This window comes from Prevotella ihumii (genome assembly GCF_900155655.1).
GTDB lineage: Bacteria > Bacteroidota > Bacteroidia > Bacteroidales > Bacteroidaceae > Prevotella > Prevotella ihumii.
In genome coordinates this window covers 746,635-772,393 of the sequence record NZ_LT706987.1, presented here as the reverse complement: position 1 = coordinate 772,393, position 25,759 = coordinate 746,635, and the positions used below count along the sequence as shown (strand labels likewise).

Here is a 25,759-nt window from a genome sequence, read left to right as displayed (position 1 = left end):
GCCACATCTTAAAAATCTTCTTCTACGTCAAACAGTCCAGCCTTGGCTTTAGATGGTTTAAACGGATTTGGATCTCCGCCATTACCTCCTGTGGGGTCTCCACCGTCTTTGGGGTCGGTGGTCGTTACGGTAGCGTCAAGCAAGTGGCTCTCCACTTTTATGGAGATGGCATTAATAATTGGAATTTGATACTTTTTTTTCATTTTTCCTGTCTTTTAATTTTTTTATGTTTATAAAACTCTCTATATTTAGAACCGGGCAAGGTATAATTTTAGGATATTGATGTGGGGAAACGGGTATGCGCAAACGGAAGAGGTACTTTGCGGCATACCTTTTCTAAGTGGATGTGACGCAACGCTTCACGCGTGCGTACATGAACGAAAATAAGAGGTGATAGACGGTCGGTACGTCTAAATGTGTGTGTGTGTGTGTGTGTGTGTGTGTGTGTGTGTTAGCAAATTATTTGAATGTACCAAATAATCCACGTTAAAAGTGGCGAAGAAAGATGAATTTCTTCGGGCAGCACAACATCCTTGCGCTTTGTTGCTAAGCCGTTGTGGGTGGGTTATAGTTACTAATTTGCTCATTCTCCGACAGTTATAGTTCTGTGCAAAGGTACATATATTTTTGATAATTCACAAGAAAAAGGAGGAAAATTTCAGAAAAAAAACGCAAAATCAAGCATCACACATTGTCATCTGTAGTCGACTCAACCCTCGGTCTAAGGTGTAGATCGTTAGGTTATCAGTACAGCGAAATCATCCGTTCTCTCATGAGTGTCTACCGCTATGGCGGTTTATGTACCACAGGATGTCACTACTCATTTGATGAACCACCTCTCGCTTCATCCCACACTTCGCACTTGTAGCTCTGATACTATCCTCAGTGCGATAAAGGAGTTGACGCAAGAAAAACATTTCATACACATCAGATATGGGCAAGACCTACGATTTCAATACGGCTGACACGCTCAATACTTTATCCCAAATCGGTTATTAGACCAGTTAGGGCTTGTCTATCTATTTACCGAAACTTATGAGATGTCTTTTTTCCTTATTTTGGCTTTATTTTGCCTATATCTGCAGTTACATAGCCCGCTATGCTCCTTTGATATATGCAAAATAAATCACAAAATAAGCTCAAAATAAGCTCGCAAATCTCGAAGAAGTCTAACGACCGATTTGGGTTTAAAAATTCTTTTGAATGCTAAATCTCGTTTAAATCTTTCTGTTTTTCTGTTTTAACGTCTTTGGTTGTTAAATCGATGCTTTATATTTTGCATATATGCGTCTGAAACGAGATTGATGCAGAAAAGTGGTATAAATGCGTGTGCAAGTGTAAGTTGTTGATTAATAGTGAGAAACAATAGAGCAGAACAGGAGTGTGCAAAAATATAGTGCCTAAGTGTTGGAAAGATAGATTGATAAAACGGAAGAAACGGATAAGAAATGAACGTTTTGTTGATATTGGGGAAGGTGAAAGTTGAACTATGGTAATGCCAAAGTTCAACTTTGGGAGGATAAAACATATATGTTTGAGGTGGCAAGCGTTGAACTTTGACCTTTTAAAAAATGAACAAAGGTGTTTTGGAACTTATAATAGGAAATACGGAAGGGTTGTGTTTTGCGATTTTAAGTGTTAATATGATGTTTTTCAAGGTTTAGTTTGGCACATTATTTGTTGTGTTGCTAATAACGTATGACGAACGAATAGAGCGAGGGAGGAGATGAAAAAAGGAGTTAGCCATAAGCAGTGTATGGTTCTAACTCCTTTTTCACCTTATTATAGGCTGGTTCTATAAATTACCACCGCATATAGTCATTAAATTTTATGAAATACGTTTTGTTATCTTTTGGCTTCTTTTTGGTTCAAAATGTAAGTTCGCTCAGTCGTGTAGCTCGCTACACTCCTTCACGCTCTTGCATTTTGACCTCAAAAATAAGCTCAAAATCTAACAAAGCTAATTTACAGAACCAGCCTATAATTTAAGGGTATCTTTCTGTGATGCCTTCTTTTCAGCCTCTTGAGCTTCTCTATTGGCTTCTATGGCATTCTTTTTGCGGTGGTATTTCATAATCTTTTTACCAAACTTAGCTGCCATTGAGTCGGCAGACAGATGCACCATAATGCCATCGTCGTGGCCTACAAGATGGTTGGGGATACGTTTGCCCTCTTCGTCAAGCGTATCTTTAAAGATGTATAACCAACCGTTATAAATTCTCCAACCTGTATAGATGGTAACTTTAGGGTATTCCACAGGGCTTTCGTCCGCTAACGAGTTGGCTTTCATAATGTATCCTACGGGCGACGCTTGGTTGTAGCTTTTTAGCGTGAAGCCGTATTCGCGAGGTAAGAACAATGCTTTCTTGAGCGAGTCGGACATAGAGGCAAGTATCTGTTCTTCGGTTTTGATGTTGCTTGGCTTTAGTTTTGGTACAACTTGGAAAGTCCATGTACCTTTCATTTGCTCTAAGTTGAACACCATAATCGCCTCGTTCTTGTCGTTCGGATTGACAATTACAGCCAGCTCATCGCCAATCTCTATATCGCCAAATACCTTTTGACGGTTCATCGCCCTTACAATGTTGTATTTTACAGGGTCGCCCCCCTCGCTGGGTAAGAATACGATAACCGAGTCGGAACAGCCATCGCACGCCAATCCATACCTTGTTATGTCGCCTTGCAACTTTGTAGATTCGTAAATAGCACCTTGGTCGCCCACAGCCATATCGTTGTAGCACGAAACAATGGTTAATGCCATCATCAATCCAATAAAGAGATGTAATTTTTTCATATTTCTATCAATCGTATCTTATATATAATGTAAACGCACACAATAAAAACTTACACACTATTTGTGTTGTGTGCAAATATATTGGTAAAACCACTGCAAAGATAAACAATTATTGTAAAAAATATTGTCTATCAGTCGAATTTTGATTTTTTTTGTCTAATTTTGCACGGTCGAAATGATGAATTTCTATCGACTACAGTTCGTAAACAAGAATACAAAATATGGGAAAAAAAATTAAGTTTAGTCTCATTTATAGAGATATGTGGCAAAGTTCAGGAAAGTTTCAGCCACGTAAAGACCAGTTAGAACGCATTGCTCCAGTGTTTGTAGAGATGGGCTGTTTTGCTCGTGTAGAAACCAATGGTGGTGCATTTGAGCAAGTAAACCTTCTCGCTGGCGAAAATCCAAACGACTCAGTACGCGCTTATACAAAGATATTACACGAGGCTGGTATTCAGACTCATATGTTGGATCGTGGTTTGAATGCATTGCGTATGTATCCTGTGCCTGATGATGTACGTGCATTGATGTACAAGGTGAAGCACGCTCAAGGTGTAGATATTCCACGTATCTTTGACGGTTTGAATGATATTCGTAACATTGCGCCATCTATCAAGTGGGCAAAAGAGGCAGGAATGATACCACAGGCAGCCCTTTGTATTACTACTTCGCCTATTCACACATTGGAATATTACTGCAAGTTGGCAGATGAAGAGATTGAAGCAGGTGCAGAAGAAATCTGCTTGAAGGATATGGCAGGTATCGGCCAACCAGCTTTCTTGGGTCAGCTCACAAAGATGATTAAGGACAAGCACCCTAATATTGTTATCGAATACCATGGTCACTCTGGTCCGGGTCTTTCTATGGCTTCTATGTTGGAAGTGGCAAAGAATGGTGCAGATATTCTTGATGTGGCTATCGAACCATTGTCTTGGGGTATGGTTCACCCAGACCTTATCTCTGTACAGAGTATGTTGAAGAATGCAGGCTTCGATGTTCCTGAAATCAATATGGACGCCTATATGAAGGCACGCGCTATGACACAAGAGTTTATTGATGAGTGGCTCGGCTATTTCATCAATCCTAAGAACAAAATAAGTAGTTCTTTGCTCCTTGGCTGTGGTCTTCCTGGCGGTATGATGGGCTCTATGATGGCCGATCTTGGCGGTATTCACGCTACAATTAACAATCTTCGCAAGAAGAAGGGCGAGGCAGAACTCTCGTTAGACGATATGTTGATAAAGCTCTTTGATGAAGTAGCATACGTATGGCCACGTGTAGGTTATCCTCCATTGGTAACTCCATTCTCACAATATACAAAGAACATTGCCTTGATGAACCTCCTTACTATCGAGCAAGGTAAAGGTCGTTTCGTAATGATGGACGATTCTATGTGGGGAATGATACTTGGTAAGAGCGGTAAAGTACCGGGCGAGATTGCACCAGAGATTGTTGCATTGGCTAAAGAGAAAGGTCTTGAGTTTACAACTGCCGACCCACATACATTAATTCCTAATGCTTTGGACGACTTCCGTAAAGAGATGGACGAAAATGGTTGGGAATATGGACAAGATGACGAAGAACTCTTCGAACTTGCTATGCACCCAGAACAGTATCGTAATTATAAGAGCGGTCAGGCAAAGAAGAACTTCCTTGCCGATTTGCAGAAAGCTAAGGACGCTAAACTTGGCGCATCAATAAGCATTGAGGAAGCTACAGCGTTCAAACACGCAAAGGCTGACGCTATTGTAGCCCCTGTTAAGGGTCAAATTTTCTGGGAATTCCAAGGCGATGGTGAAGCTGTTGCAGCTACCGAACCATTCATTGGCAAGGAATATGCCGAAGGCGACAAGCTCTGTTATATACAAGCTCCTTGGGGTGAGTTTGTAGAAGTGCCTGCAGCTCTTGGTGGCCAGTTGGTAGAAATCAATGGCAAACAGGGCTCTAAAGTAAATAAGGGCGATGTGATAGCATATATTCAGCGCAGCGAAGCATAAGCAGTAACGGCTTAAAAGTAAAAAAATACTCGCAATTGGTAATAGTAGAAGTCTTACTAACCAATTGCGAGTAATTTGTTTGTGCTTCTCTCTATTCCTTATCTTTAGGCACTTGTAGTCTTTTTATTGGGTCAGTCGTAAAACCCAAACTTAACACACCCAAATTAAACCCAATACTTACAAACAGATACGCCCCCTCATTGTTTGAGTGCAATAAGGGGGCGTAAACGTATAATAAAAACTTATTCTAAGAATATTTTACTTCAAATTCTGTACAAACCAATCGGTGATTTGACGGAAGAGGTGGTTGCGAGTATTTCCGCCAAAAATGCCGTGGTTGCGGTTGGTGTAATACAGTTCACGGAAATCTTTATCTGCTTGAACCAATGCTTCAGAGTATTCGCAAACATTCTGAATGTGAACATTATCGTCTGCAATACCGTGACAGATGAGAAGTTTTCCATTCATATTCTTTACTCGTTCGATAGGATTTACAGCATAGCCATCAGGATTTTCTTGTGGTGTACGCATGTAACGTTCGGTATACACAGAGTCGTAATAACGCCAATTGGTTGGAGGAGCTACTGAAACACCTGCTGCAAAGGCATTTCGCCCTTCGCTAAGACTCATCAATGTGTTAAATCCACCGAAGCTCCAACCCCAAATACCTATATGGTCGGCATCGGCGTATGGCTGCTTTTGCATCCAAAGAGCTGCCTCAACTTGGTCTTTGCTTTCAAGGTCGCCAAGGCGAAGATAGGTACACTTCTCGAACTCTGAACCACGTGCACCTGTTCCACGTCCATCTACAACAGCTACGATAAATCCTTGTTGTGTAAGATAACATTCGTATATACCTCCGCTACCCATAGAGCCTAATGCCCAACGGTCTACTACCTGTTGGCTACCAGGACCACTATATTGGAAGAATACAACAGGGTATTTCTTATTTGCATCGAAGTTGACAGGTTTCACCATCCAGCCATTGAGTTCCACTCCTTCAGAAGTAGTAAACTTAAAGAATTCACGTTTAGGAAGATTATACTTATCAAGCTTCGCTATGAGTTTATCATTGTTGAATACTTCACGCACCAATTTGCCTTTGTTATCGTAGATGGCGTATGAGTTAGGCGTATTGCGGTCGCTCCAATTGTTAAGGAAGTATTTGTAATCGCCTGAAAATATACCGATGTTCCAACCATCTTTTGGAGTAAGGCAGCTCACTTTACCATTCTTGTCAGCTACATACACCTCACGTTGCATTGGAGTCTTAGCTGCGGCCTGGAAATAGGTTTTGCCAGTCTTTTCATCATAGCCATACACGTCTAACACATCGTATTTTCCTTTTTCTATCTGTTTTACCAATTTACCATCAATGGTATAAAGATAAAGGTGCATAAAGCCGTCACGGTCAGATGGGAAGAGAATGTAATCATTCATTATGCTGATGTTTCCCATTGCTTCCTCCTTAACATATTTGTTTGCGTTCTCCTTTATCAAGAGGCTGCATTCACCCGTTGTAGGATTGGCTTTATAAAGGCTCAACTCGTCTTGATGGCGATTCATTGTATAGATAATAATGCGGTCGGCAAAGCGTGTTGACTTTACACGAGGTATATAGCCATCGGCAGCCAATGGCAAATTATAATTTAAAGTCTTTTCGTTTTCTAACGAGTACGACCACACTGACACCTTTGCATTGTCTTCTCCAGCCTTTGGATACTTGTAAGCGTATTCGCCAGGATAAATCTCGTATTCAGATTTAGTAGGCTTTGCACCTTTAAAAATCTGCATTGTGTAAGTTTTAACCTTAGACTCATCGTAGCGTATCCAACTCAATGTTTTGCTGTCAGCACCCCACGCTAAAGCATTGTTAAAGCCAAATTCTTCTTCGTTTACCCAATCTGGAAGTCCGTTGATTACTTCATTAAACTTTCCATCTGTGGTAATTTGCTTTTCAGTAGTTCCATCTGTAATAAAGATGTTATTGTCACGCACAAAAGCAATGTATTTACCATTAGGCGAGAAAGTTGGAATTTGCAGTTTACCTCCATTAGACAGTTTCTTCAACGATTTATCTTTTACATTATAAAGATAAAAATCGGCCTTTAATGAACGGCGATAAATGCGTTCAGTAGCTGTTTGAATGAGGATAAACTGTCCATCATTAGAAATTTCATAACCATCAAATGCCTTAATGGTAGCTCCTTTAGTTGCGTTAATATCAAAGAGTACGCCTGTCTCTTTACCTGTTACAAACGAGTAGGTTACTATTCGTTTCCAGTCTGTAGATATTTGCGCATAGTCTGATGTACCCTTCAATGGGTTGATACCAGAAATGGTTTTAGCTGCAAACGCATTGCTCGTCATCTCTTTTAGTAAAAGAGGCTCACCTGCAAGGACTTGCACAGATGATACAAGCAGTGCAGCACAAGTTAGTAGAATCTTTTTCATAATTTCATTTTGGTTTATGGAACAAAAGTACAAAATAATAAGTACATTTGCAAAAGAATGGAACAATACTATAATGATTTCGGTACTTGGATACGGCAAAAGTTTCCTTATCGAGTGCAAAAAATATCTATTGATGCGGGCTTTTCGTGTCCTAATCGTGATGGGAGAATAGGAAAAGGGGGCTGTATATTCTGCGATAACAGAACTTTTAACCCTACTTATTGCGACCATAAAAAAACCGTCACTCAGCAATTAGAGGACGGTAAACGCTTTTTTGAGAAAAAATATACGGATATGAAGTACTTGGCTTACTTCCAATCGTACACCAATACATACGACTCTGTAGACCATCTCAAAGCCTTATATGAGGAAGCACTCGCTGTTAAAGATGTTGTAGGACTCGCCATCGGTACACGTCCCGACTGTGTAAACGAAGAGTTGTTAGATTATTTTGAAGCATTAAGCCACCGTACCTTTCTCATTGTGGAATATGGTATTGAGAGTTGCAATGATAAGACATTAGAGTTGATCAATCGTGGACACAATTTTGCTTGCACACAGTGGGCAGTGGAAGAAACTGCTAAGCGTGGCATATACGTAGGCGGACACATCATTATAGGTCTGCCAGGCGAAGATGCAGCCGAAAGCCTCCGACAAGCCCCTATTATATCTTCGCTCCCACTCACTATTTTAAAAATACATCAACTCCAAATCATAAAAGGTACAAAGCTCGCACAACTATATGATAAAGAGCCTTTTCACCTCTATTCAGTAGAAGAATACATAGATTTGATATGCCAATATATCCGCCTACTACGTTCCGACCTCGTCTTGGAGCGTTTTGTATCACAAAGTCCTGCCGACTTACTCATTGCTCCCAAATGGGGATTAAAGAACTATGAGTTTACCAATCTTCTCAACAATCGGTTAAACCCAAATCGGTCGTTAGAATGAGAATGTATTTTGCGATTATTTTGAGATTTATTTTGCATATATCAAAGGAGCATAGCGGGCTATGTGACTGCAGATATAGGTAAAATAAAGCCAAAATAAGACAAAAGACAGCTCATAAGTTTCAAAAATAATAAAGTAAGCACCTAAACTGGTCTAATGGCCGATTTGGGTTAAAGGAATTTCAAATTTGCTGTATGTTGCAAAATGTAGGGGCTCGACTTATCGAGTTCCGCTCAGCATAAGTTAAGCGAAACTCGATAAATCGAGCCCCTACACACCCTTGAACCCAAATCGGTCGTTAGCCCGCAAATCTCGAAGAAGTCTAACGACCGATTTGGGTTAAATGGTCGCTTTCAGAGTTTTTCCACACAAAACAAGGAATTCAGCCCACAAGTAATTATACTTTTAACGAGTTATTACCTCAATTCCAACTTTGAGAAATCGGTAGTTTTAAGTAGTTCGTCATACGATATTCGTGGATTTTTAGCCATATAACGCTCCACAACTTGCACATATTTTGTACGGAAAATATTCTTTCTTAACGCTTGATTTACTACCCATTGTATCTTTCCCATATGTAAATCACGCTCCAATTGGGGACGTTTATCTGAATCTTTCAGCGGATAAACGCTTGTCAAATAGAACCATAAGCAGTCCGAAACGATATATTCTTTCGTCATCTGCTTGCGTTGCATAGGCGAATAATACTTCTGATAAAGCGGATAGTCTTCACCTAAATACTTATCTAACGATATTCCTACCGTCCCATTACCTACCACAATACTTTGGTCTAAAGCTGAAATCTGTGCATAGATACGCGGTATTCCCACATCGGGAAGCGAATGTTTCAGATGTTGGAAAGCAATATTAAGTTGCTTATTAAGGTCATCAATATTAGCATACTCCGACTCTACCGATGCGATAAGCGATTGAAGCGTAGTATCTTGATAAAATTTCAAGAACTTAGTATTAATATCTGGGTCAGTGGCATTGCCTATCTGTACCACATCTTCTATCAATGTACGAGTCTCCATTGGATACTCTGTATTCATACGTTGCAATGCAGAGAAGTCGCCCGTAGTGAGATAACGATACTCCAAACGGTCATAACGTTCAATTGTCAGCATTGTATTGTTGGCATCCGCATTATCGGGTGACAACTTAAACTGGCAACTTGACACTACAAAAGTCAGTACAAAGAGTATAAAATATAATTTTCTCACTTACCTTAAATTAGCTAATTATCAATGCAAAATTACTAAAATTTATTTAACCAACCAACTTATTTGCTAAAAAACTTAAAACTCTACGCACATATATTAAACCCAAATCGGTTGTTAGGATGAGAATGTATTTTGCGATTATTTTGAGATTTATTTTGCATATATCAAAGGAGCATAGCGAGCTATGTGACTGCAGATATAGGCAAAATAAAGCCAAAATAAGGAAAAAAGACATCTCATAAGTTTCAAAAATAATAAAGTAAGCACCTAAACTGGTCTAATGACCGATTTGGGTTAAATATTGTGCAATTTTATTGGGGAAGTTTCTCGTATGTATTGTGCTTCTTTACATAATATTCCCACAATATAGAGTAATTGCTTCTTAGGTCGTTGCCGTTTTCTGTTTGGGTTCTCTCAAACGTATTACGCCATTTTTTAAAGGCTCTACGTGCTTTCAACACTGCCATAAAATCACCTATATTACGTTTTAATATCAACATCTCAAAGGCTGCAAGATAATCTAAGAACCATCTCACACGCATCACATGTCTTAAATCTTTCTCAGGAAGATTTTTCCACAACATCGTTAGATTATTTCTGAAGTTGAGAAAAGTCTTTCTTGGGTTCGCCTTTGGCAGAGTTCCACCTCCCACGTGATAAACGTAACTATCAGGAAAGCAGTATATTTTACGTCCCATCAAGTTCAAACGCCAACAAAGGTCTATCTCTTCATTATGCGCAAAGAAGCGTTCGTCCAATCCTCCTACACGCCAATAATCCTTGGCTCTTATCATCAGACAAGCTCCTGTTGCCCAAAATATTTGCATATTATTATCGTATTGCCCATTGTCTTTTTCCACAATATCAAAGATGCGACCTCGGCAGAACGGATAACCATATCTATCTAAGAAACCACCCGAACCACCAGCATACTCAAAAGCATCTTTATCGTGAACCGCAAGCAACTTTGGCTGACAAGCTGCTATTTCTGTATGAGCCTCCATCTTTTCTATCAGCGGAGTAAGCCAATCGTGCGTCACCTCTACATCGCTATTCAGCAATACATAGTATTCTGCTTCTACCTGTACCAATGCTTTGTTATAACCGCCTGCAAATCCATAGTTTTTAGGCAAAACTATGGTTCGCACCTTTGGAAAGTTTTCTTTTAACCAAGTCAATGAGTCGTCGGTAGAAGCATTATCCGCAACGATTATTTCTGCATCGTCTTTCGAATAACGCACCACCTTAGGCAAATAGGTTTCTAACATCTTTCGCCCATTCCAATTCAATATAACAATGGCAACTTTCATAATAATTCAACTTTTAAGGCAGATTTATCAAAATTAAATTCGGTCAATCTCACCTTTACTATTTGATTATCATATTCTTCCTTTACTTGCGTAGGTGACAATTCCACACGAATATAATTCTTTGTAAATCCGTGCATCTTCTTTCCACGCACAGCCTTCTCCAGCAACACTTCTGCCTCTTGCCCAACGTGTTCTGCATAAAACTTATGCGTCATTTCGTCCGACAATTGTAAAAGTTTGTGTGCACGGCGTTTTTTCTCACGTGGGTCAACAGCATAAGAAATGTTCAGTGCAGCTGTACCAGGTCGTTCCGAATAAGGAAACACGTGAAGTTGAGTTATAGGTAGTGATGAAAGGAAATTATAACAATCATCAAAGTATTCTGGCACTTCACCTCTACACCCTACCATCACGTCCACACCGATGAAGGCATCTGGCATTATCTCCTTTATCAAGTTTATCTTGTGCGCAAAAAGTGCAGTGTCATATCTGCGGTGCATCAATTTTAGTACCTCGTCCGATCCACTTTGCAAAGGTATATGGAAATGTGGCATAAAAGCTCTCGACTGTGCACAATAACGTATCAGTTCATCGTCTATCAAGTCGGGCTCAAGCGAACTAATGCGATAACGCTCTATTCCTTCTACCCTGTCTAAGGCCTTCACTAAGTCTAAAAAACTTTCACCTGTTGTACGACCAAAGTCTCCAATGTTCACACCAGTCAATACAATTTCTTTTCCGCCTTCTCGTGCTGCTTCTTCAGCCTGCGCAACGAGCGAAGCTATATCGGGATTGCGTGAAAAACCGCGTGCATAAGGTATGGTGCAATAAGTACAAAAATAGTTGCACCCATCTTGAACCTTGAGGAAATAACGAGTGCGGTTGCCACGAGAGCAACTTGGTTGGAATGTCACTATATCTTTCGTCTTCACAGAATGATACTTACCTGTACCCTCTTCGTTCATTTCGTCCTCAAACTTATTCCACGCATCACTAAGATACTGTATTAGGTCTGCTTTTTCATTACTACCCAAGACCAAGTCTACTCCTTCTATTTGTGCTACTCGTTCACTTTCCAACTGCGCATAGCAGCCCGTAACCACTACAAACGCATTAGGATTTTGGCGAGCCATACGCGAAATTATCTGTCTACACTTATGATCAGCCACCTCTGTTACCGAACAAGTGTTTATCAAACATATATCCGCCTGCTCATCTTTCTTAGCCTCGTGCACGCCCATATTATATAAGGTACGCGAGAAGGTGCTTGTTTCCGAAAAATTAAGTTTACAACCTAATGTATAATATTTTGCTTTCTTACCTTGAAAAGAAGATGTATCTATCATAATCTGCAAAGTTAAGGCAAAACTCTCATAAATCCAAATTTCAATAACATTGTTGCCCTATTTTATTATTCATTATCTAATGCGCATCAAGAACAAATACAAAGCAAAAAACACTTCAAAGAAGTCATTTACATATCACCGCTTTTCTTTTCACAATATTTAACCAATAAAACGAATACATAACTCACTGAAAATCAACACTTTCTTTTTTAGTTACAGAAAACGCATAAAAAAAAAGCAAAAAATACATTGTGGTATTGAAAAAATACTTACCTTTGCATCGTTTTAATAAACAAATGATTGTTTTACAGATTTAAAAAGCAAAGAAAATGAAGAATTTATTTTTTGTAGCAGTAGCTTTCGCAGCTATCTCTTTGACATCTTGCAAGAACGAAGCTAAGCCAGCAGCAGACGCTGATTCAACAGCAGTAGATACAACAATGGTTGACTCTATGGCTAATGACTCTGCAGCAGCTCAGATGGTTGATTCAGCTGCTCAGACAGTTGACACAGCAGCAGTTAAGTAATTCGATTACTAAATATTGCAAGCAAGAAATTTGCCGCCGAACTCTCAGAGTTTGGCGGTTTTTTTATGTCCTTTCAATAACAATTAGCCCTATCCTTATCATTTATCAGATTATTTCTTAGCTCGGATACAACTCTAAAAAGCCTCTTTTGCAAACTTAGTATTTTATAGAAAAATTGCATATACCCAACAAAAACGTCTCATAATACACTTTTTCATACATTTATTCTTTAAAAACTTGGCAGAAAAGATAAAAGTACTTATATTTGTAGGTGAAATACAATAAATCAACTTATTAATAAATAAATTTAGAGAGAAAAGCCTATCGAAGCACCATTACTTAAATTAATAAAAATATTTTAAGATATGCAAGAGCTTAACGCACTTACCGACGAGGAATTGGCCTTGTCGTACATTAATGGGAACAATGAGGCTTTCGATTTATTGTTATCACGCAATCAATCTAAACTCTTCTCTTACATTCTATTTGTGGTAAGAGATCGTGATACAGCTGACGATGTTTTCCAAGAGACCTTTGTTAAAATCATAACAAAGCTACAAGAAGGTAAATACACTCCAAGTGGCAAATTTGCTGCGTGGGCAATGCGTATAGCCCATAATGTTATTATGGACTGGTATCGTATGCAGAAATCCGATAAAATAGTATCTGCTCCAAAAGAGAACGACTTATCAAACATTGGAGGCAACGACTTACTTATAGGAAACATCGAAAACCAATTTGTTAATACGCAGACTTTATCCGATATAAAAAAGATGATGAACCATCTGCCAGCATCACAACGCGAAGTTGTCTTTATGCGCTTCTATCAGGAAATGTCGTTCAAAGAAATTGCTGAGACCACAGGTGTAAGTATCAACACCAGCCTTGGCCGTATGAGATATGCGTTGCTCAATATGCGCAAAATGATACGCGACTACAACGTTACTTTGCAGTTCGCATAACCAAAAATGGGTTCTAAAAATTACACTTCTAATTTTTAGAACCCATTTTCGGTATAGTTCACTATCCTAACGCTTTCAGGTCGTGAATAGTCTGAATAGGGTTGGCAGACTTAAAAATATAACTACCACTTACCAACATATCGGCTCCAGCTTCTACAAGGCGTGGAGCTGTTTCTGCTTGCACACCACCATCTATTTCTATAATGGCACTACTACCTGTACGAGCAATAAGTTCACGCAATCGCTTCACCTTTCCTATTGTGTTTTCGATAAAGGTCTGACCTCCAAACCCTGGGTTTACACTCATCAGCAACACAAGATCAACCTCGGTTATGATGTCTTCAAGCTGACAAATAGGTGTAGAGGGGTTCAATACCACACCTGCTTTCATACCAGCTTGCTTTATCTGCTGAATAGTACGGTGCAAGTGTGTGCACGTTTCTATATGTACACTCATAATTGCAGCTCCAGCATCAGCTGTTTGCTGAATATAAAGTTCAGGGTGCACTATCATATAATGCACGTCCATAGGTTTGGTACAAGCCTTCCCCACAGCGTTGAGCACAGGAAAGCCAAACGAAATGTTAGGCACGAAGATGCCATCCATCACGTCCATGTGAATGTAATCCGACTCACTATTGTTTATCATTTCTATATCCTTATCCAAGTGAAGGAAGTCAGCTGACAATAGTGAGGGTGAAATTAATGTCTTCATTTTTCTTTTTAATTAAGGCAATATGTATGCTGCTTGCCATTCACTTTTAGTGTTCTATAAGTGTGGGCAATTTGTCGAATTATATTTAATGTAGTTTCCGACGGAGTCGTTTCTTCGTGTGTAAATACTTCTATCATAGGCGTTAAATCGTTTGATAATTGTGATTGATACATATACTTGAGAAACGCAACAAAAGTAATATTATTATATTACCACCATCTATTTTTTAGGTATTATATTATTTTAACCCAAAGCTTATAGCAACACCCTATTGCCACAACACTTTAAACCCAAATCGGTCGTTAGCCCGCAAAGGCTTTTTAAAGCGTTTAGATGTTATGCTATTCTTCGTCTTTGCACCTTATTTTGGCTCTTTTCGTTTGTTTTTTCAGTTGTTTAGCTCGCTAAACGTCTTCAAAAACAACCAAAAATAGCTCAAAATAAGCGCACAAATCTCGAAGAAGTCTAACGACCGATTTGGGATAATGGAATCCTTGAGGGACTTAACTCACAAATATAACTCGCTTAAAAGAGGGCAAGAGGATTTGTCAAGACAGAAAACTTTAAGTATATGGTCTACTTCGTAACAGGTGGATTAAAACTCGATTACCTACATGAAACGTTATAGACCCTGGATTATCTATTGGGGAGGAATCATTATAAAGTCTTGAATAAAGAATTTTCTCTCTCTGTACTCAAGCTCTTGTGCAATTTTGGTTTTATTTTTATATCAGCGTTCAAAGTTTCCGCTTCATTATTTGTAGATGGATAAAAAGCAAGATGAGAGAAATAAGCGAATATCCAATAGATAAAGAAATTTTTTATAAAAAAAGTAGATATTCTTTTGGTCATATCACCAAAAAATGCTACCTTTGCACTCGCAAAAACGAAATGATATGCACCCTTAGCTCAGTTGGTAGAGCAACTGACTCTTAATCAGTGGGTCTAGGGTTCGAGTCCCTAAGGGTGTACACTTCACGTGATATTCATTTTGTTTCCTGCACCCTTAGCTCAGTTGGTAGAGCAACTGACTCTTAATCAGTGGGTCTAGGGTTCGAGTCCCTAAGGGTGTACAAATGCACTACTCAACTCCTTAAAGTATTTTTACTTTAAGGAGTTTTTTATTTCAGATCAACGAATTTTGGGGCAGTCGTAAGACCCAGTTGCATCCCCTCTCCCCTCATACACATAATTTCATAAGGCTGGTTCTATAAATCAGCTTTGTTAGATTTTGAGCTTATTTTTGAGGTCAAAATGCAAGAGAGTGAAGGGCTACACGACTGAACGAACTTACATTTTGAACCAAAAACGGAGCAGGCCGAATGCAATCAAACCTGTTTGAATTGTTGAGGCGCAGCCTATTTTATATAAAAAGAAGCCAAAAGATAACAAAACGTATTTCATAAAATTTTAATGACTATATGCGGTGGTAATTTATAGAACCAGCCTGAAAAGAATAACTCGCTAGCGGAATTATTTTTAGCTACTATACCAATTGTTACCTTATTCGATAGATAGTGTATTTCTCTTTTATCTTTTTCTATTTTCCCGTTTTACTTTGGATAAGTGTTAAATACAAGGGTCATAATTCTCGTATATGCGTTGAAAAGAAGCGTGATACACAAAAGTGGCATAAATGTGTGTGCAATTGTAAACTGTTGATTGATAATGAGTAATGAGTAAACTTGAAAAAGTGTGCAAGAATATACTGCTTAGATTACGGAAATATAGAACGAATAAAAGAAAAATGTGAACAAGAAAAGTGCTATTAAGTGGTATTTCAGAAGGTAAAAGTTGAACTTTAGCTTTGCCAAACATCAATGTTGAGGTGGTAAAACATATATGTTTGGCATTGTCAAAGTTGAACTTTAGCTTTCTATAACATCAATAAAAGGGATTTAGAATATATAATAGGAAATATCAAACAATTCTATTTGGGGAATTAAAATGTTAAATCAATTATTGTTGTCCGCTAAAACTTCAAAGCTTGGGTACGCGCGTATGCATGTGTATGCAAGCTTCCAAGAATAAAAATTTGAGCTGATTCCTACTCGAGGAGTCAGCCCTTTTTGGTAATTTGCTGCGACAAAACAAAAATCATTACCAAATCATAGGCAAAGGTACACATTTTCTCGGACAGCCGATACTAAACCAGCTACTGAATTACTTTAACAAGCAAAACATTCTCCAAATAAGCCGCGATATGGGTGGAGAGAGGTATGTAAAGTCGTTCAACCCAAATCGGTCATTAATAACTCTAAAAGGGGTAAAAAATGGGTTACTCGCTAAAAAATGAAACACATAGGAAGCCATTATTTTAAATTATTGCTGTCCGGTAAAACTCAAAAGAGCATAAATATCCTCCCCGAAGCCCCGTAAAATAGGACTTTTAGGTTTATTTTTTCAAAAGTAAGCCCCCCTAATCGAAAAGACTTGGTTCAGGTGGCGCTTTTTGCATCTCCTTTGCAAGGAAATCATTCCAAGTTTTTTCGGGATTTTCCATGAATGCGATAAAATCAACGTAGTACATAAGCATAAGTCTTATCATGGTAACAACTTGCGAGAATGCACAGTGTCTCTTAATGCTTCTTGACAAGACTGTTATCAGCAGATTCGCAATCAAGACTACCCATGTCTGTATTTGTATGGCATTGACGCTGTCCCCATAGAAGAAATGAAGCGGGAAGTTCTGTTTAAGCTGTTTGTACAACGACTCGATAGCCCATCTTAGGCGGTAGATTTCAGCAATGTCCTCAACAGTAAAGTCAAAGTTGTTGGTCAATAGTACAACAGGTCTCTTTGTCTCGTAAAATATCTCCACCCTTCGTGCCTCGTGGGTGAGTTCTCCTCTTGTAAAAAGCACTTTCTGATCAATATGCGTTACGAGGCCCTCTGCATTGACATACGTAACGGATTTAAGTACCTCATACTTAAGGTTTTTCTTCATTTTGGTCACGTAGCAAACGCCCTCTTCTGTAAGACGTTGGAATTGCGCGACATCGACATAACCACGGTCCATTGCTAAAGTGGCGTCTTTGGGCAGATGCACCTCTTTGAGCAGGTAATGGTCGTGTTTTGCAGCTGAAGTGAGTTGCACCACCATTGGCACGCCGACATGATACTTCATTACCGTATGCACTTTCATACCGCCTTTCTTCTTGCCTGATTTTGGATGCCGCCCGACACCTTTGAGTATGTTGTCAAAGAGCGTTATAGTGGTAGAATCCATCATGTAAAGCAACTTCTCCCAGTCTTTAGGCTCGTGCGTCTGCCCCTTATAGCACTTGGAAGGGCGGCTGTCCGCTAAAAATTTGGCATACTTCTCCAAAAGATACGCATAAACACTTGCAAAGAACTCCTGAGGGCGGCGTATATTGGCCTCAGCAAGCGTGCTGCGACGAACCAAATAGCTCATTCCGAGGTGTCTGAGCTTGTGAGCCTCAGCCTTCATGCCTATCTCAAGTTCGCGCAGAGAATCAAAGTGTTTGAGTATGCCGAACAGCATTACGACGAGATGTTGGTAGCCGTCAAAGCGCTTCACGTAAGCCTCGCTTCCTTTCGTTTCGCAGCTTATCTGAAGAATTTTCTCTTTGTCGAGTAACTTTAATACTTGACTATAGACCGGCTGTCCGGTAAAATGACTATCTTTGTTCATGGTTATGTTTTATTTTAGTAAAGACAAAGATAACCAAAAGGGCTGACACCTCGTGAGATGTGTCAGCCCTAATTTATTTTGTTTGAAAAAGTTTTACCGGACAGCAATAATTTTAAATAAGATGAACAACAAAAGAAAACTACCTTACCAAATATCAGAATAATTGTGTAAATTTGCAGAAAACACATCTTTTGCGCTATGATAGACCCAAAACAAAGTACATTAGACGAAAGTCAGCAACCCGTAGTGGAAGCCAATAAGGGCTACCACCTTGTATTGGCATCGCCAGGGTGTGGCAAAACCCACATCTTGGCCGAACGTGTGAAGTATGCTCACACTCAGGGTGTAGCCTTCGATGATATGCTTTGTCTCACCTTTACCAATCGTGCTGCACGCGAAATGCTCAATCGTATTCGTACGGTGGTAGACAATGAGGAGGTAGAAAACCTGCAAGTGGGCAATGTACACCACTTCTGTTCTAAGTTCTTGTTTGACGAAAATAAGGTGGCTGCCGATACTTCGATTATTGACGATGAAGAGGCGGTGAGCATCATTGCCGATTACAGAAACGAAAACGAGGAACACATCATAGGAAATTTTAAGCGTTATAAAGCGTATCAAGAGATAATTTTCTTCTCGCACCTTATGTTTCAGATGCAGCACCTACACCCTTGGAAATATTACCTCCACCCCGAATGTTTTACAGACGACGACAGAGATGCCGTAAAGCAAATTTGTAAGACGCAGCATTTGGAGTATAACGAACAAACGGTGCTTCATATTTATCGCAATGCACAACAATTTTTGGACGATGCCGATACCCCAACCTTGGATTGGAAGATGGCGAACAAGATGCGGTCGCTGTTATGGAAAATGTATTATGCAGGTTGCTACGAGCAATACAAGACCGACCACCACTTGATGGACTTTGAAGACTTGCTGCTCACTACATACAATATATATAATAAGGAGAGCAGCTGTAAGCGATATGCGTGGATACAGGTAGACGAGGTGCAAGACCTCAACGCTATGCAATTGGCAATTATCGACTTGTTAACAGCCAAAGATCAACCCGTAGTGATGTATCTTGGCGACGAACAACAGGCTATTTTCTCCTTTATGGGGGCAAAGGTGGAAACACTAACATTGCTAAAAATGCGTTGTAAGGATAATATACACCACCTGCTAAAAAACCATAGGTCGCCCAAATACTTGTTGGACGTATTTAACGACTATGCAGAAAAGCAACTCAACATAGCTCGTAAATTGCTACCCATTACAGACAATGAGGAAAAAGCACAAGCCGACGACCTCCTTATATTGCCTGCTCGCACATTAGAAGACGAAATAGAACTTGTAGCCGATAAGGCTTTGACATTTTATGGACAAACTGAAAACGAAACAACGGCCGTTATTGTAAATGCAAATAATGATGCCAACAAGGTAAGCGAAGCAATGGCACGAAAGAGTTTGGCACACTTTAAGGTGTCGGGGCGTGACCTATTCGATACAGCAGATATGAAACTGATATTGGCACACCTCACCATACTGAACAATGAGCGCAACTCGTTGGCGTGGACACGCTTGCTAAAGGGAATGAAAGTGTTCGAATCGAATGCGTTGGCACGCCGTTTTGTCCATAAACTAAAAGAGTTGGCGATTGCGCCTTCAGACTTTCTCCGCTATGAGAACAGCACCTATCTCGCTGAATTTGTGAAAACATACAACGAAGACGAAATTGTGGTGTTCGATACCGAAACTACTGGGCTGAATGTCTTTGAAGATGATATTATAGAGATAGCTGCCATAAAGATAAAACACGGAGCAATAGTGGGCGAACCCTTAGACCTATACATAGAAACTCAAAAGCCTATCTTGGAAAAACTTGGCGATAAGGAGAACCCTATGTACAAAATTTATAACGAGAAAAGGGCGAAAGGCGAGTTGCTTCCAGCTGCTGAGGCTTTACAAAGATTTTGGGTGTATGTGCACAATGCCACGCTTTTGGGTCATAACGCTAATTATGATGCAACCATATTAGACCATAACTTGCAACGCTATGCAAACGACAAGATAGCAAACTACCCAAACAAGTGTTTGGACTCATTGAAAATAATCCGTCTGTTAGAACCCAATCTGCCATCATACAAGTTGGAAGCGCTCTTGGAACGTTTCTCCCTTGTGGGCGAAAATTCGCATAAAGCCATTGACGATGTCAAGGCAACCATCAGTCTTGTTAAGCTTTGTGCCGATAAGGCTTCACCTCGGCTTGCTGCACAAGGAGCTTTCATTCGCCATAAACGTGTTGTGCCGTACGTAAAAGCACTGCGGTCGGCATATCAAGACCTGTATCTATCGGCTCAAAAACAACTTTACAAAAGGGTAGAAACCAACGAAAAAGCTATCGTAACAGAACTGAAACGTTGTTACGGATATATGTTGGAGAATAAATATATCAAAGAAGTGGCACGATTGGATTATGTCACAAATTATTTAAACATTGATATGGTAACCGACCCAACTATTCCTAATGTGCTTGGTGAACAATCGGCACGTTATATGATGGACATCAACACGATGAAAGAAAGCGACTTCTGCAATAGCAAAAGTATTCAAGAACGGGTTTATGTTACCACTATTCACAAAGCAAAGGGCTTAGAGTTTGACAATGTTATCATCTTTGATGCAGCTAAAGGGCGTTATCCCAATGCGCTAAACAAGGAAAAGAAAGCCGATGAGGAAGATGCGCGCAAGTTTTATGTGGGTATGTCGCGTGCCAAACGCCGTCTATATATTGCCTACGCACTAACAAGCAAGGATAGATATGGAGGCGTTCATAATCGGGAATTAACATCGTTTATGGACTTTATCAGTCAATACTTCAAGACCATTTATCCCATATAAAAACAAAAAGGCATCGTAGCTATCTGCGCTACAATGCCTTTTGTATTTGTAAGAATAAGTGCGGTTGCGAGATTACAACGCACTCTCAAATTCACGAAGGAAACGTGTGTCGTTCTCAGAGAAGAGACGGAGGTCGCTGACACGATACTTCAAGTTGGCAATACGTTCTACACCCATACCGAAAGCATAGCCTGTATAAACGCTTGAGTCGATACCGCAAGCCTCTAAGTCGTGAGGGTCGACCATACCACAACCGAGGATTTCTACCCAACCTGTGTGCTTACAGAAACCACAACCCTCGCCACCGCAGATGTTACAACTAATGTCCATTTCTGCACTTGGCTCTGTAAATGGGAAATAGCTTGGACGAAGACGTATCTTGGTATCAGCTCCAAACATTTCACGTGCAAAGGTAAGCAACACTTGCTTGAGGTCGGTGAAGCTAACATCCTTGTCTACATAAAGTCCTTCTACCTGATGGAAGAAACAGTGTGCACGTGCGCTAATGGCCTCATTGCGATATACACGACCCGGGCAAAGTACACGAATTGGAGGTTCGTGAGTAGACATATAATGTGCCTCATCGTTAGAGGTGTGACTACGAAGAATAACGTTCTTTGTAACGTCCATTGTGTTGGTACGCTCAATAAAGAAAGTATCTTGCATATCACGTGCAGGGTGGTCGGCAGCAAAATTGAGCATCGTAAATACGTGCTTATCATCGTCAATCTCTGGACCTTGGTACAAAGTGAAGCCCATACGTGCAAAGATGTCGATGATTTCGTTCTTTACCAAAGTGAGTGGGTGGCGTGTACCCAAGCCCACAGGATAAGCCGTGCGAGTAAGGTCTATATCATCGCTCTGTGCTTCATTGGTTTCAAGCTGTTCTTTAAGACTATTGATGCGTTCTTGCGCATTCTGCTTTAGCTCGTTAATCTTCATACCCACTTCCTTCTTTTGGTCGGCAGCTACGTTGCGAAACTCGCTCATCAATGCGTTAATCTCACCCTTTTTACTTAGATATTTCAGGCGAAGTTGTTCCACCTCTTCAGCGTTCTTAGCTGTAATGGTGCTAACTTCTTTCAAGAGTTGTTCTATCTTCTCTAATATCATCTTCTTTATTATTTTAGTGCAAAGGTACAATTTATAATTTGAATAGGGGGTCGCCAAATGTGAAAAATGTATTTCTCAATAGAGAAAACAAGGTTTACACCACTTTATTAAAATAAAAATCGTATATTTGCATACAATTTAGAGATATAAAAAATAATTATGAAGAAAGCAGCTTTTTTGGTTTTAGTAGTGTGTGTAGCAATGATGACTGTAAATACAGGTTGTTCTAACAAGAAAGTAGAGCCCGTTGATACACCCAAAGTTGACTCAACAGCAATTGTCGATACAGCCGACACAGTAGATTCTGCCACAGCCCTGATAGCAGAAACGCCAATGCCAAAGGCTGCCGACCAATTATTTGACGATTTCTTCTTCAACTTTATTGCCAATAAGAAGTTGCAACGTAATCGTATTCTTTTCCCATTGCCTGTAAAGACAAATGGTAAAGAAACTCAAATAGCACGCAACAATTGGAAGATGGAACGCTTTTTCCGCCCACAGGGCTATTACACATTGATTTTCGATGATGAGAAACAAGCTGAGTATGCAAAATCTACCGAGCTTGATACAGTTATTGTGGAGAAAATACATCTGCGCAAAGGCTTAGTAGAGCAATATTGGTTCGACCATCAAGATGGCTATTGGACAATGAACCAAATTCGCAATGTAGGCATCTCTATCAATCATAATGCATCGTTCTTGAAGTTTCTTTCAGGATTCTTTACTTCAGGCGACTTATCTGCTGTTAAAAATCCGTTGCCTTATAGCGGTCCAGACCCAAATGGTGAAGAGGCAAGCAATGTGAATATAACTATTCCAGCAGCAGAATGGAGCAGTTTCTTGCCAGAAGTCCCTGGTGACGTGATTTACAACATTCTTTACGGACAGAAATACAAGGAGAGCAAGCGCAAGATACTTACCTTCCGTGGACTTTCGAATGGTGTTGAAACGCAATTAGTATTCAACAAGAAAGGCAATTCGTGGAAGTTGGTTAAGATAAATGCTTATTAAGCAAAGGGGATAAGTAATGATAGATTTGCAAGATTATAGCCTGCTCCACCACAATACTTTCGGGATTGATGCCAAATGTCGACGATTTATAGAATATACCTCCGAAGCTGAAGCACAACAAGTGGCAAAGATGCTGACCCAAGACGACTATCCTATACTAATAATAGGTAGTGGGAGCAATCTCTTACTCACAAGCGATTATGATGGTATGGTAATTCATTCGGGCATCAATTTCATAGAACAAGTGGACGAAGAGCACGTACGTTGCGGTTCAGGATTTGAATGGGATGCAGTGGTAGACTATTGTGTCACACATCAACTCTATGGAGCTGAAAACCTTTCTATTATTCCTGGAGAAGTAGGTGCAAGTGCTATACAAAACATTGGAGCATACGGAGCGGAGGCAAAGGATTTTATTACAGAGGTAGAAGCTGTAGAAATAGCAACAGGAAAGATTTGCCGTTTTACAAATTCGGAATGTGAATACAGCTATCGACAAAGCAAGTTTAAGCACGAATGGAAAGATAAGTATCTCATAACGGCTGTAACTTATCGCTTCTCAAAGACTTATTGTCCAAAGTTGGACTATGGAAATATACGTGTTGCATTGACCGAAAAAGGAATTGCAGAACCTACACCTTTAGAGTTGCGTAATGTGATTATAGACATTCGTAATGCTAAACTTCCCGACCCAAAAGTATTAGGCAATGCAGGCAGTTTCTTTATGAACCCCATTGTAGAGAAAGCCAAATACGATGCTTTAGCTGCGCAATACGAGCGTATGCCTCACTACACGATAAACGAAACACAAGAGAAAATCCCTGCAGGCTGGCTCATAGAACAATGTGGATGGAAAGGTAAAGCGCTCGGAAACGCTGCTGTTCACGATAAGCAAGCATTGGTTTTGGTCAATCGGGGTGGTGCAACAGGCGAGGAAGTTGTGGCCTTATGCAAAGCGATACAACACGATGTGAAAGAAAAGTTTGGTATAGAAATCTATCCAGAAGTAAATATAAGGTAAAGAAAGCGTATGAAACTAAGGTTCTTAGGTACAGGAACATCTAACGGAGTTCCCGTTTTAGGTTGTCAATGTGAGGTGTGCACAAGCAAAGACCCACACGACAATCGTTTGAGAACCGCAGCAATGATTGAAACCGAACAAACCCGAATACTTATAGATTGCGGCCCTGACTTTCGTCAACAAATACTTCCGCTACCCTTTCGCAAAATTAATGGTATCCTCATCACGCACATTCATTACGATCACGTAGGTGGAATAGACGATGTGCGACCTTATTGTATGTTGGGCGACATTGATGTATTTGCCAATAAAGCCACTTGTCAAGGCTTACAACACACACTCCCCTACTGCTTTGGCGAACACCTTTACCCAGGTGTACCACGACTCAATCTTCATAACATTGAGCCTCATCAGCCTCTCATAATTAATGAATTACGCATTACTCCTATTGAAGTAATGCACGGACAATTGCCCATTCTTGGTTACAGAATAGGCAAATTGGCGTATATAACCGATATGAAAACCATATCAGAGGTAGAACTTCCCTATCTTGAAGGTGTAGAGGCATTGGTTGTCAATGCGTTAAGATGGGAACCTGAGCACCATTCTCACCAACTTGTAAGCGATGCTATAGCCTTCGGAAAGAGAATTAAAGCAAAGCAAACCTACCTAACTCATCTCACTCACAAGATAGGTTTACACGCTGAAGCCGAACACCTATTGCCTGAAGGTTTTCATTTTGCATACGATGGACTTGAGATAGAAGTATAGCATTTACAAGAAAATTAAAATCTCTCATACGAAGGCTTATTCTTTGTAAAGCACCATTTATTGTCAAAAAAATACAATTACCTTCTTCTCATCTTTTTATCTTTATCCCAAATCGGTCGTTAGACCAGTCCGACTAGTCCGACCAGTCTGACACGTCTGACTGGTCTAACGGTAAGCATCCAATATTAGCCGCCTTTGTGTAACATTCTTGCTTTACTACCTTTGCCCGAAAAACTTATGTTTGTACTCAACGAAACAAATGTTTTTNCCGAGCACTACTAATTGCCCAAAACTTTCATTCGTATGGTTATGCTTTGAGTTGTATGGTGTTGCTTTTTAGTAATATCATTTTAATAGACATCTTGAATATGTTTTATGATACATTTTGCTTGTGAAGATTGTCACCTTCTACGGTGCTGCTCGAATTGATTATTGAGTAGTAACTGATATGATTTAATTAGGTGGTTATTGCGTTGGGGTTCCACCTCTTCCCATTTCGAACAGAGAAGTTAAGCCCAATTGCGCCGATGGTACTGCAATGCAATGTGGGAGAGTAGGTAGCTGCCTTTTTTACTGAGAGAGAGCTTTAAGAAGAAATTCTTGAAGCTCTCTTTTTTGTTAATATCTATTCTTACTCTTTTTACCTATACCTCTCTCTTTATGGCTCAGTAAGAATAAGGGGTCAGACGTAAAACCCAGTTGCATTCCCTCTCCCCCTCATACACATAGGTACTGTCTTATAAAAGTGTGTAAGCCCATATTTTTATTTTATTGCTGTCCGGTAAAAATAAACTGAAAGCTCTGTATCTCTTTATCCATCGGTATTGCAGCCGTTTTGCTCATCCAGGGGCTTGGTTTTCAGTTTCAAACTGTAAGCATTATAAAATGCACTTATTTTGACAAGAAAAGACCTATAATAACCGATAATTCTAAGAAATAATAAGTTTAAGTCTATTTTTACTAACACAGATAGCCACCAAAAAGTTTTACCGGACAGCAATA

19 protein-coding genes, 2 tRNA genes, 1 rRNA gene and 1 pseudogene are annotated in these 25,759 nt (G+C 39.8%); 13 read left to right on the top strand and 10 right to left on the bottom strand.

From position 1 onward, the window contains the following. Positions 1-8 precede the first annotated feature (8 nt). Positions 9-203 carry an aminotransferase gene (locus CZ367_RS03610; RefSeq protein WP_077195670.1) on the bottom strand — a complete coding sequence of 65 codons (195 nt, stop codon included), beginning with the start codon at positions 201-203 and terminating at the stop codon, positions 9-11. 488 nt (positions 204-691) lie between these two features. On the opposite strand from CZ367_RS03610, the pseudogene CZ367_RS14755 reads away from it, so the two are divergent. Next, positions 692-981 (top strand): annotated as a pseudogene (locus tag CZ367_RS14755) (IS1380 family transposase); the annotation flags it as partial. A 997-nt stretch (positions 982-1,978) separates the two neighbouring features. Here CZ367_RS14755 and CZ367_RS03605 read toward each other — a convergent pair. Further along, complete coding sequence (locus tag CZ367_RS03605) at positions 1,979-2,794, bottom strand: hypothetical protein (protein WP_077195669.1); 816 nt, start codon at positions 2,792-2,794, stop codon at positions 1,979-1,981. A 221-nt stretch (positions 2,795-3,015) separates the two neighbouring features. On the opposite strand from CZ367_RS03605, the gene CZ367_RS03600 reads away from it, so the two are divergent. Beyond that, positions 3,016-4,791: an oxaloacetate decarboxylase gene (locus CZ367_RS03600; protein WP_077195668.1), complete on the top strand. Its 1,776-nt coding sequence runs from the start codon at positions 3,016-3,018 to the stop codon at positions 4,789-4,791. Positions 4,792-5,049: 258 nt separating this feature from the next. Here the strand turns inward: CZ367_RS03600 and CZ367_RS03595 are convergent, their stop codons facing one another. Then, positions 5,050-7,245 carry a S9 family peptidase gene (locus tag CZ367_RS03595; RefSeq protein ID WP_077197346.1) on the bottom strand — a complete coding sequence of 732 codons (2,196 nt, stop codon included), beginning with the start codon at positions 7,243-7,245 and terminating at the stop codon, positions 5,050-5,052. A gap of 57 nt (positions 7,246-7,302) precedes the next feature. Between CZ367_RS03595 and CZ367_RS03590 the strand changes: the two genes are divergently transcribed. Next, entirely contained in the window at positions 7,303-8,199 is an 897-nt protein-coding gene (locus tag CZ367_RS03590; RefSeq protein WP_077195667.1) for a tRNA modification radical SAM protein MnmL/YtqA, read from the top strand. Between the two features lie 416 nt (positions 8,200-8,615). Here CZ367_RS03590 and CZ367_RS03585 read toward each other — a convergent pair whose 3' ends face one another. The 3 genes from CZ367_RS03585 to mtaB all read right to left on the bottom strand — a co-directional run bounded on the left by CZ367_RS03585 (position 8,616) and on the right by mtaB (position 12,078). Continuing rightward, positions 8,616-9,422, bottom strand: coding sequence for a gliding motility protein GldB-related protein (locus tag CZ367_RS03585; RefSeq protein WP_077195666.1), 807 nt, complete (start codon positions 9,420-9,422; stop codon positions 8,616-8,618). 311 nt (positions 9,423-9,733) lie between these two features. Then, positions 9,734-10,732: a glycosyltransferase family 2 protein gene (locus CZ367_RS03580; RefSeq protein WP_077195665.1), complete on the bottom strand. Its 999-nt coding sequence runs from the start codon at positions 10,730-10,732 to the stop codon at positions 9,734-9,736. Then, the gene (gene mtaB / locus CZ367_RS03575) at positions 10,729-12,078 is read right to left on the bottom strand and encodes a tRNA (N(6)-L-threonylcarbamoyladenosine(37)-C(2))-methylthiotransferase MtaB (RefSeq protein ID WP_077195664.1); all 1,350 of its coding nucleotides are present in this window, start codon (positions 12,076-12,078) and stop codon (positions 10,729-10,731) included. Before mtaB ends, CZ367_RS03580 begins: the two co-directional genes overlap by 4 nt. 329 nt (positions 12,079-12,407) lie before the next feature. Here mtaB and CZ367_RS03570 point away from each other — a divergent pair, with 329 nt between their 5' ends. Beyond that, the gene (locus CZ367_RS03570; protein ID WP_077195663.1) at positions 12,408-12,605 is read left to right on the top strand and encodes a PG1828 family lipoprotein; all 198 of its coding nucleotides are present in this window, start codon (positions 12,408-12,410) and stop codon (positions 12,603-12,605) included. 365 nt (positions 12,606-12,970) lie between these two features. Further along, positions 12,971-13,567 (top strand): RNA polymerase sigma factor, encoded by a 597-nt coding sequence (locus CZ367_RS03565; RefSeq protein ID WP_077195662.1) that lies wholly within the window; start codon positions 12,971-12,973, stop codon positions 13,565-13,567. 61 nt (positions 13,568-13,628) lie between these two features. On the opposite strand, the gene rpe is transcribed toward CZ367_RS03565, so the two are convergent. Continuing rightward, positions 13,629-14,282 (bottom strand): ribulose-phosphate 3-epimerase, encoded by a 654-nt coding sequence (gene rpe / locus CZ367_RS03560; protein WP_077195661.1) that lies wholly within the window; start codon positions 14,280-14,282, stop codon positions 13,629-13,631. An 898-nt stretch (positions 14,283-15,180) separates the two neighbouring features. Between rpe and CZ367_RS03550 the strand changes: the two genes are divergently transcribed. The 3 genes from CZ367_RS03550 (at position 15,181) to CZ367_RS16635 (ending at position 16,578) form a co-directional block, all read left to right on the top strand. Next, positions 15,181-15,253: transfer RNA gene (locus CZ367_RS03550), tRNA-Lys, on the top strand. Between the two features lie 29 nt (positions 15,254-15,282). Next, positions 15,283-15,355, top strand: a tRNA-Lys gene (locus CZ367_RS03545). Positions 15,356-16,359: 1,004 nt separating this feature from the next. Next, positions 16,360-16,578: a DUF4372 domain-containing protein gene (locus CZ367_RS16635; RefSeq protein ID WP_077195659.1), complete on the top strand. Its 219-nt coding sequence runs from the start codon at positions 16,360-16,362 to the stop codon at positions 16,576-16,578. Positions 16,579-16,701: 123 nt separating this feature from the next. On the opposite strand, the gene CZ367_RS03535 is transcribed toward CZ367_RS16635, so the two are convergent. Continuing rightward, the gene (locus CZ367_RS03535; RefSeq protein WP_077195320.1) at positions 16,702-17,937 is read right to left on the bottom strand and encodes an IS4 family transposase; all 1,236 of its coding nucleotides are present in this window, start codon (positions 17,935-17,937) and stop codon (positions 16,702-16,704) included. 198 nt (positions 17,938-18,135) lie between these two features. Here CZ367_RS03535 and CZ367_RS03530 point away from each other — a divergent pair, with 198 nt between their 5' ends. Next, positions 18,136-20,841 (top strand): 3'-5' exonuclease, encoded by a 2,706-nt coding sequence (locus CZ367_RS03530; protein ID WP_077195658.1) that lies wholly within the window; start codon positions 18,136-18,138, stop codon positions 20,839-20,841. Between the two features lie 72 nt (positions 20,842-20,913). On the opposite strand, the gene pheS is transcribed toward CZ367_RS03530, so the two are convergent. After that, entirely contained in the window at positions 20,914-21,954 is a 1,041-nt protein-coding gene (gene pheS / locus CZ367_RS03525; protein ID WP_077195657.1) for a phenylalanine--tRNA ligase subunit alpha, read from the bottom strand. Between the two features lie 159 nt (positions 21,955-22,113). On the opposite strand from pheS, the gene CZ367_RS03520 reads away from it, so the two are divergent. The 4 genes from CZ367_RS03520 to rrf all read left to right on the top strand — a co-directional run bounded on the left by CZ367_RS03520 (position 22,114) and on the right by rrf (position 25,327). Beyond that, on the top strand, positions 22,114-22,965 hold the full coding sequence (locus CZ367_RS03520; protein ID WP_077195656.1) for a DUF4348 domain-containing protein: 852 nt from the start codon (positions 22,114-22,116) through the stop codon (positions 22,963-22,965). A gap of 16 nt (positions 22,966-22,981) precedes the next feature. After that, positions 22,982-23,986: a UDP-N-acetylmuramate dehydrogenase gene (gene murB / locus CZ367_RS03515; protein WP_077195655.1), complete on the top strand. Its 1,005-nt coding sequence runs from the start codon at positions 22,982-22,984 to the stop codon at positions 23,984-23,986. 9 nt (positions 23,987-23,995) lie between these two features. Beyond that, positions 23,996-24,757 (top strand): MBL fold metallo-hydrolase, encoded by a 762-nt coding sequence (locus CZ367_RS03510; RefSeq protein WP_077195654.1) that lies wholly within the window; start codon positions 23,996-23,998, stop codon positions 24,755-24,757. Positions 24,758-25,214: 457 nt separating this feature from the next. Continuing rightward, positions 25,215-25,327 (top strand): 5S ribosomal RNA (gene rrf, locus CZ367_RS03505). Between the two features lie 241 nt (positions 25,328-25,568). Here the strand turns inward: rrf and CZ367_RS16175 are convergent. Beyond that, positions 25,569-25,759, bottom strand: a 191-nt coding sequence (locus CZ367_RS16175; protein WP_237581521.1) for a hypothetical protein, incomplete at its 5' end; no start/stop codon positions are given.

Coding starts and splice junctions, on each gene's coding strand:
- CZ367_RS03610 (WP_077195670.1), bottom strand. CDS start 203: ATGAAAAAAAAGTATCAAATTCCAATTATTAATGCCATCTCCATAAAA.
- CZ367_RS03605 (WP_077195669.1), bottom strand. CDS start 2,794: ATGAAAAAATTACATCTCTTTATTGGATTGATGATGGCATTAACCATT.
- CZ367_RS03600 (WP_077195668.1), top strand. CDS start 3,016: ATGGGAAAAAAAATTAAGTTTAGTCTCATTTATAGAGATATGTGGCAA.
- CZ367_RS03595 (WP_077197346.1), bottom strand. CDS start 7,245: ATGAAAAAGATTCTACTAACTTGTGCTGCACTGCTTGTATCATCTGTG.
- CZ367_RS03590 (WP_077195667.1), top strand. CDS start 7,303: ATGGAACAATACTATAATGATTTCGGTACTTGGATACGGCAAAAGTTT.
- CZ367_RS03580 (WP_077195665.1), bottom strand. CDS start 10,732: ATGAAAGTTGCCATTGTTATATTGAATTGGAATGGGCGAAAGATGTTA.
- mtaB (WP_077195664.1), bottom strand. CDS start 12,078: ATGATAGATACATCTTCTTTTCAAGGTAAGAAAGCAAAATATTATACA.
- CZ367_RS03570 (WP_077195663.1), top strand. CDS start 12,408: ATGAAGAATTTATTTTTTGTAGCAGTAGCTTTCGCAGCTATCTCTTTG.
- CZ367_RS03565 (WP_077195662.1), top strand. CDS start 12,971: ATGCAAGAGCTTAACGCACTTACCGACGAGGAATTGGCCTTGTCGTAC.
- rpe (WP_077195661.1), bottom strand. CDS start 14,282: ATGAAGACATTAATTTCACCCTCACTATTGTCAGCTGACTTCCTTCAC.
- CZ367_RS03535 (WP_077195320.1), bottom strand. CDS start 17,937: ATGAACAAAGATAGTCATTTTACCGGACAGCCGGTCTATAGTCAAGTA.
- CZ367_RS03530 (WP_077195658.1), top strand. CDS start 18,136: ATGATAGACCCAAAACAAAGTACATTAGACGAAAGTCAGCAACCCGTA.
- pheS (WP_077195657.1), bottom strand. CDS start 21,954: ATGATATTAGAGAAGATAGAACAACTCTTGAAAGAAGTTAGCACCATT.
- CZ367_RS03520 (WP_077195656.1), top strand. CDS start 22,114: ATGAAGAAAGCAGCTTTTTTGGTTTTAGTAGTGTGTGTAGCAATGATG.
- murB (WP_077195655.1), top strand. CDS start 22,982: ATGATAGATTTGCAAGATTATAGCCTGCTCCACCACAATACTTTCGGG.
- CZ367_RS03510 (WP_077195654.1), top strand. CDS start 23,996: ATGAAACTAAGGTTCTTAGGTACAGGAACATCTAACGGAGTTCCCGTT.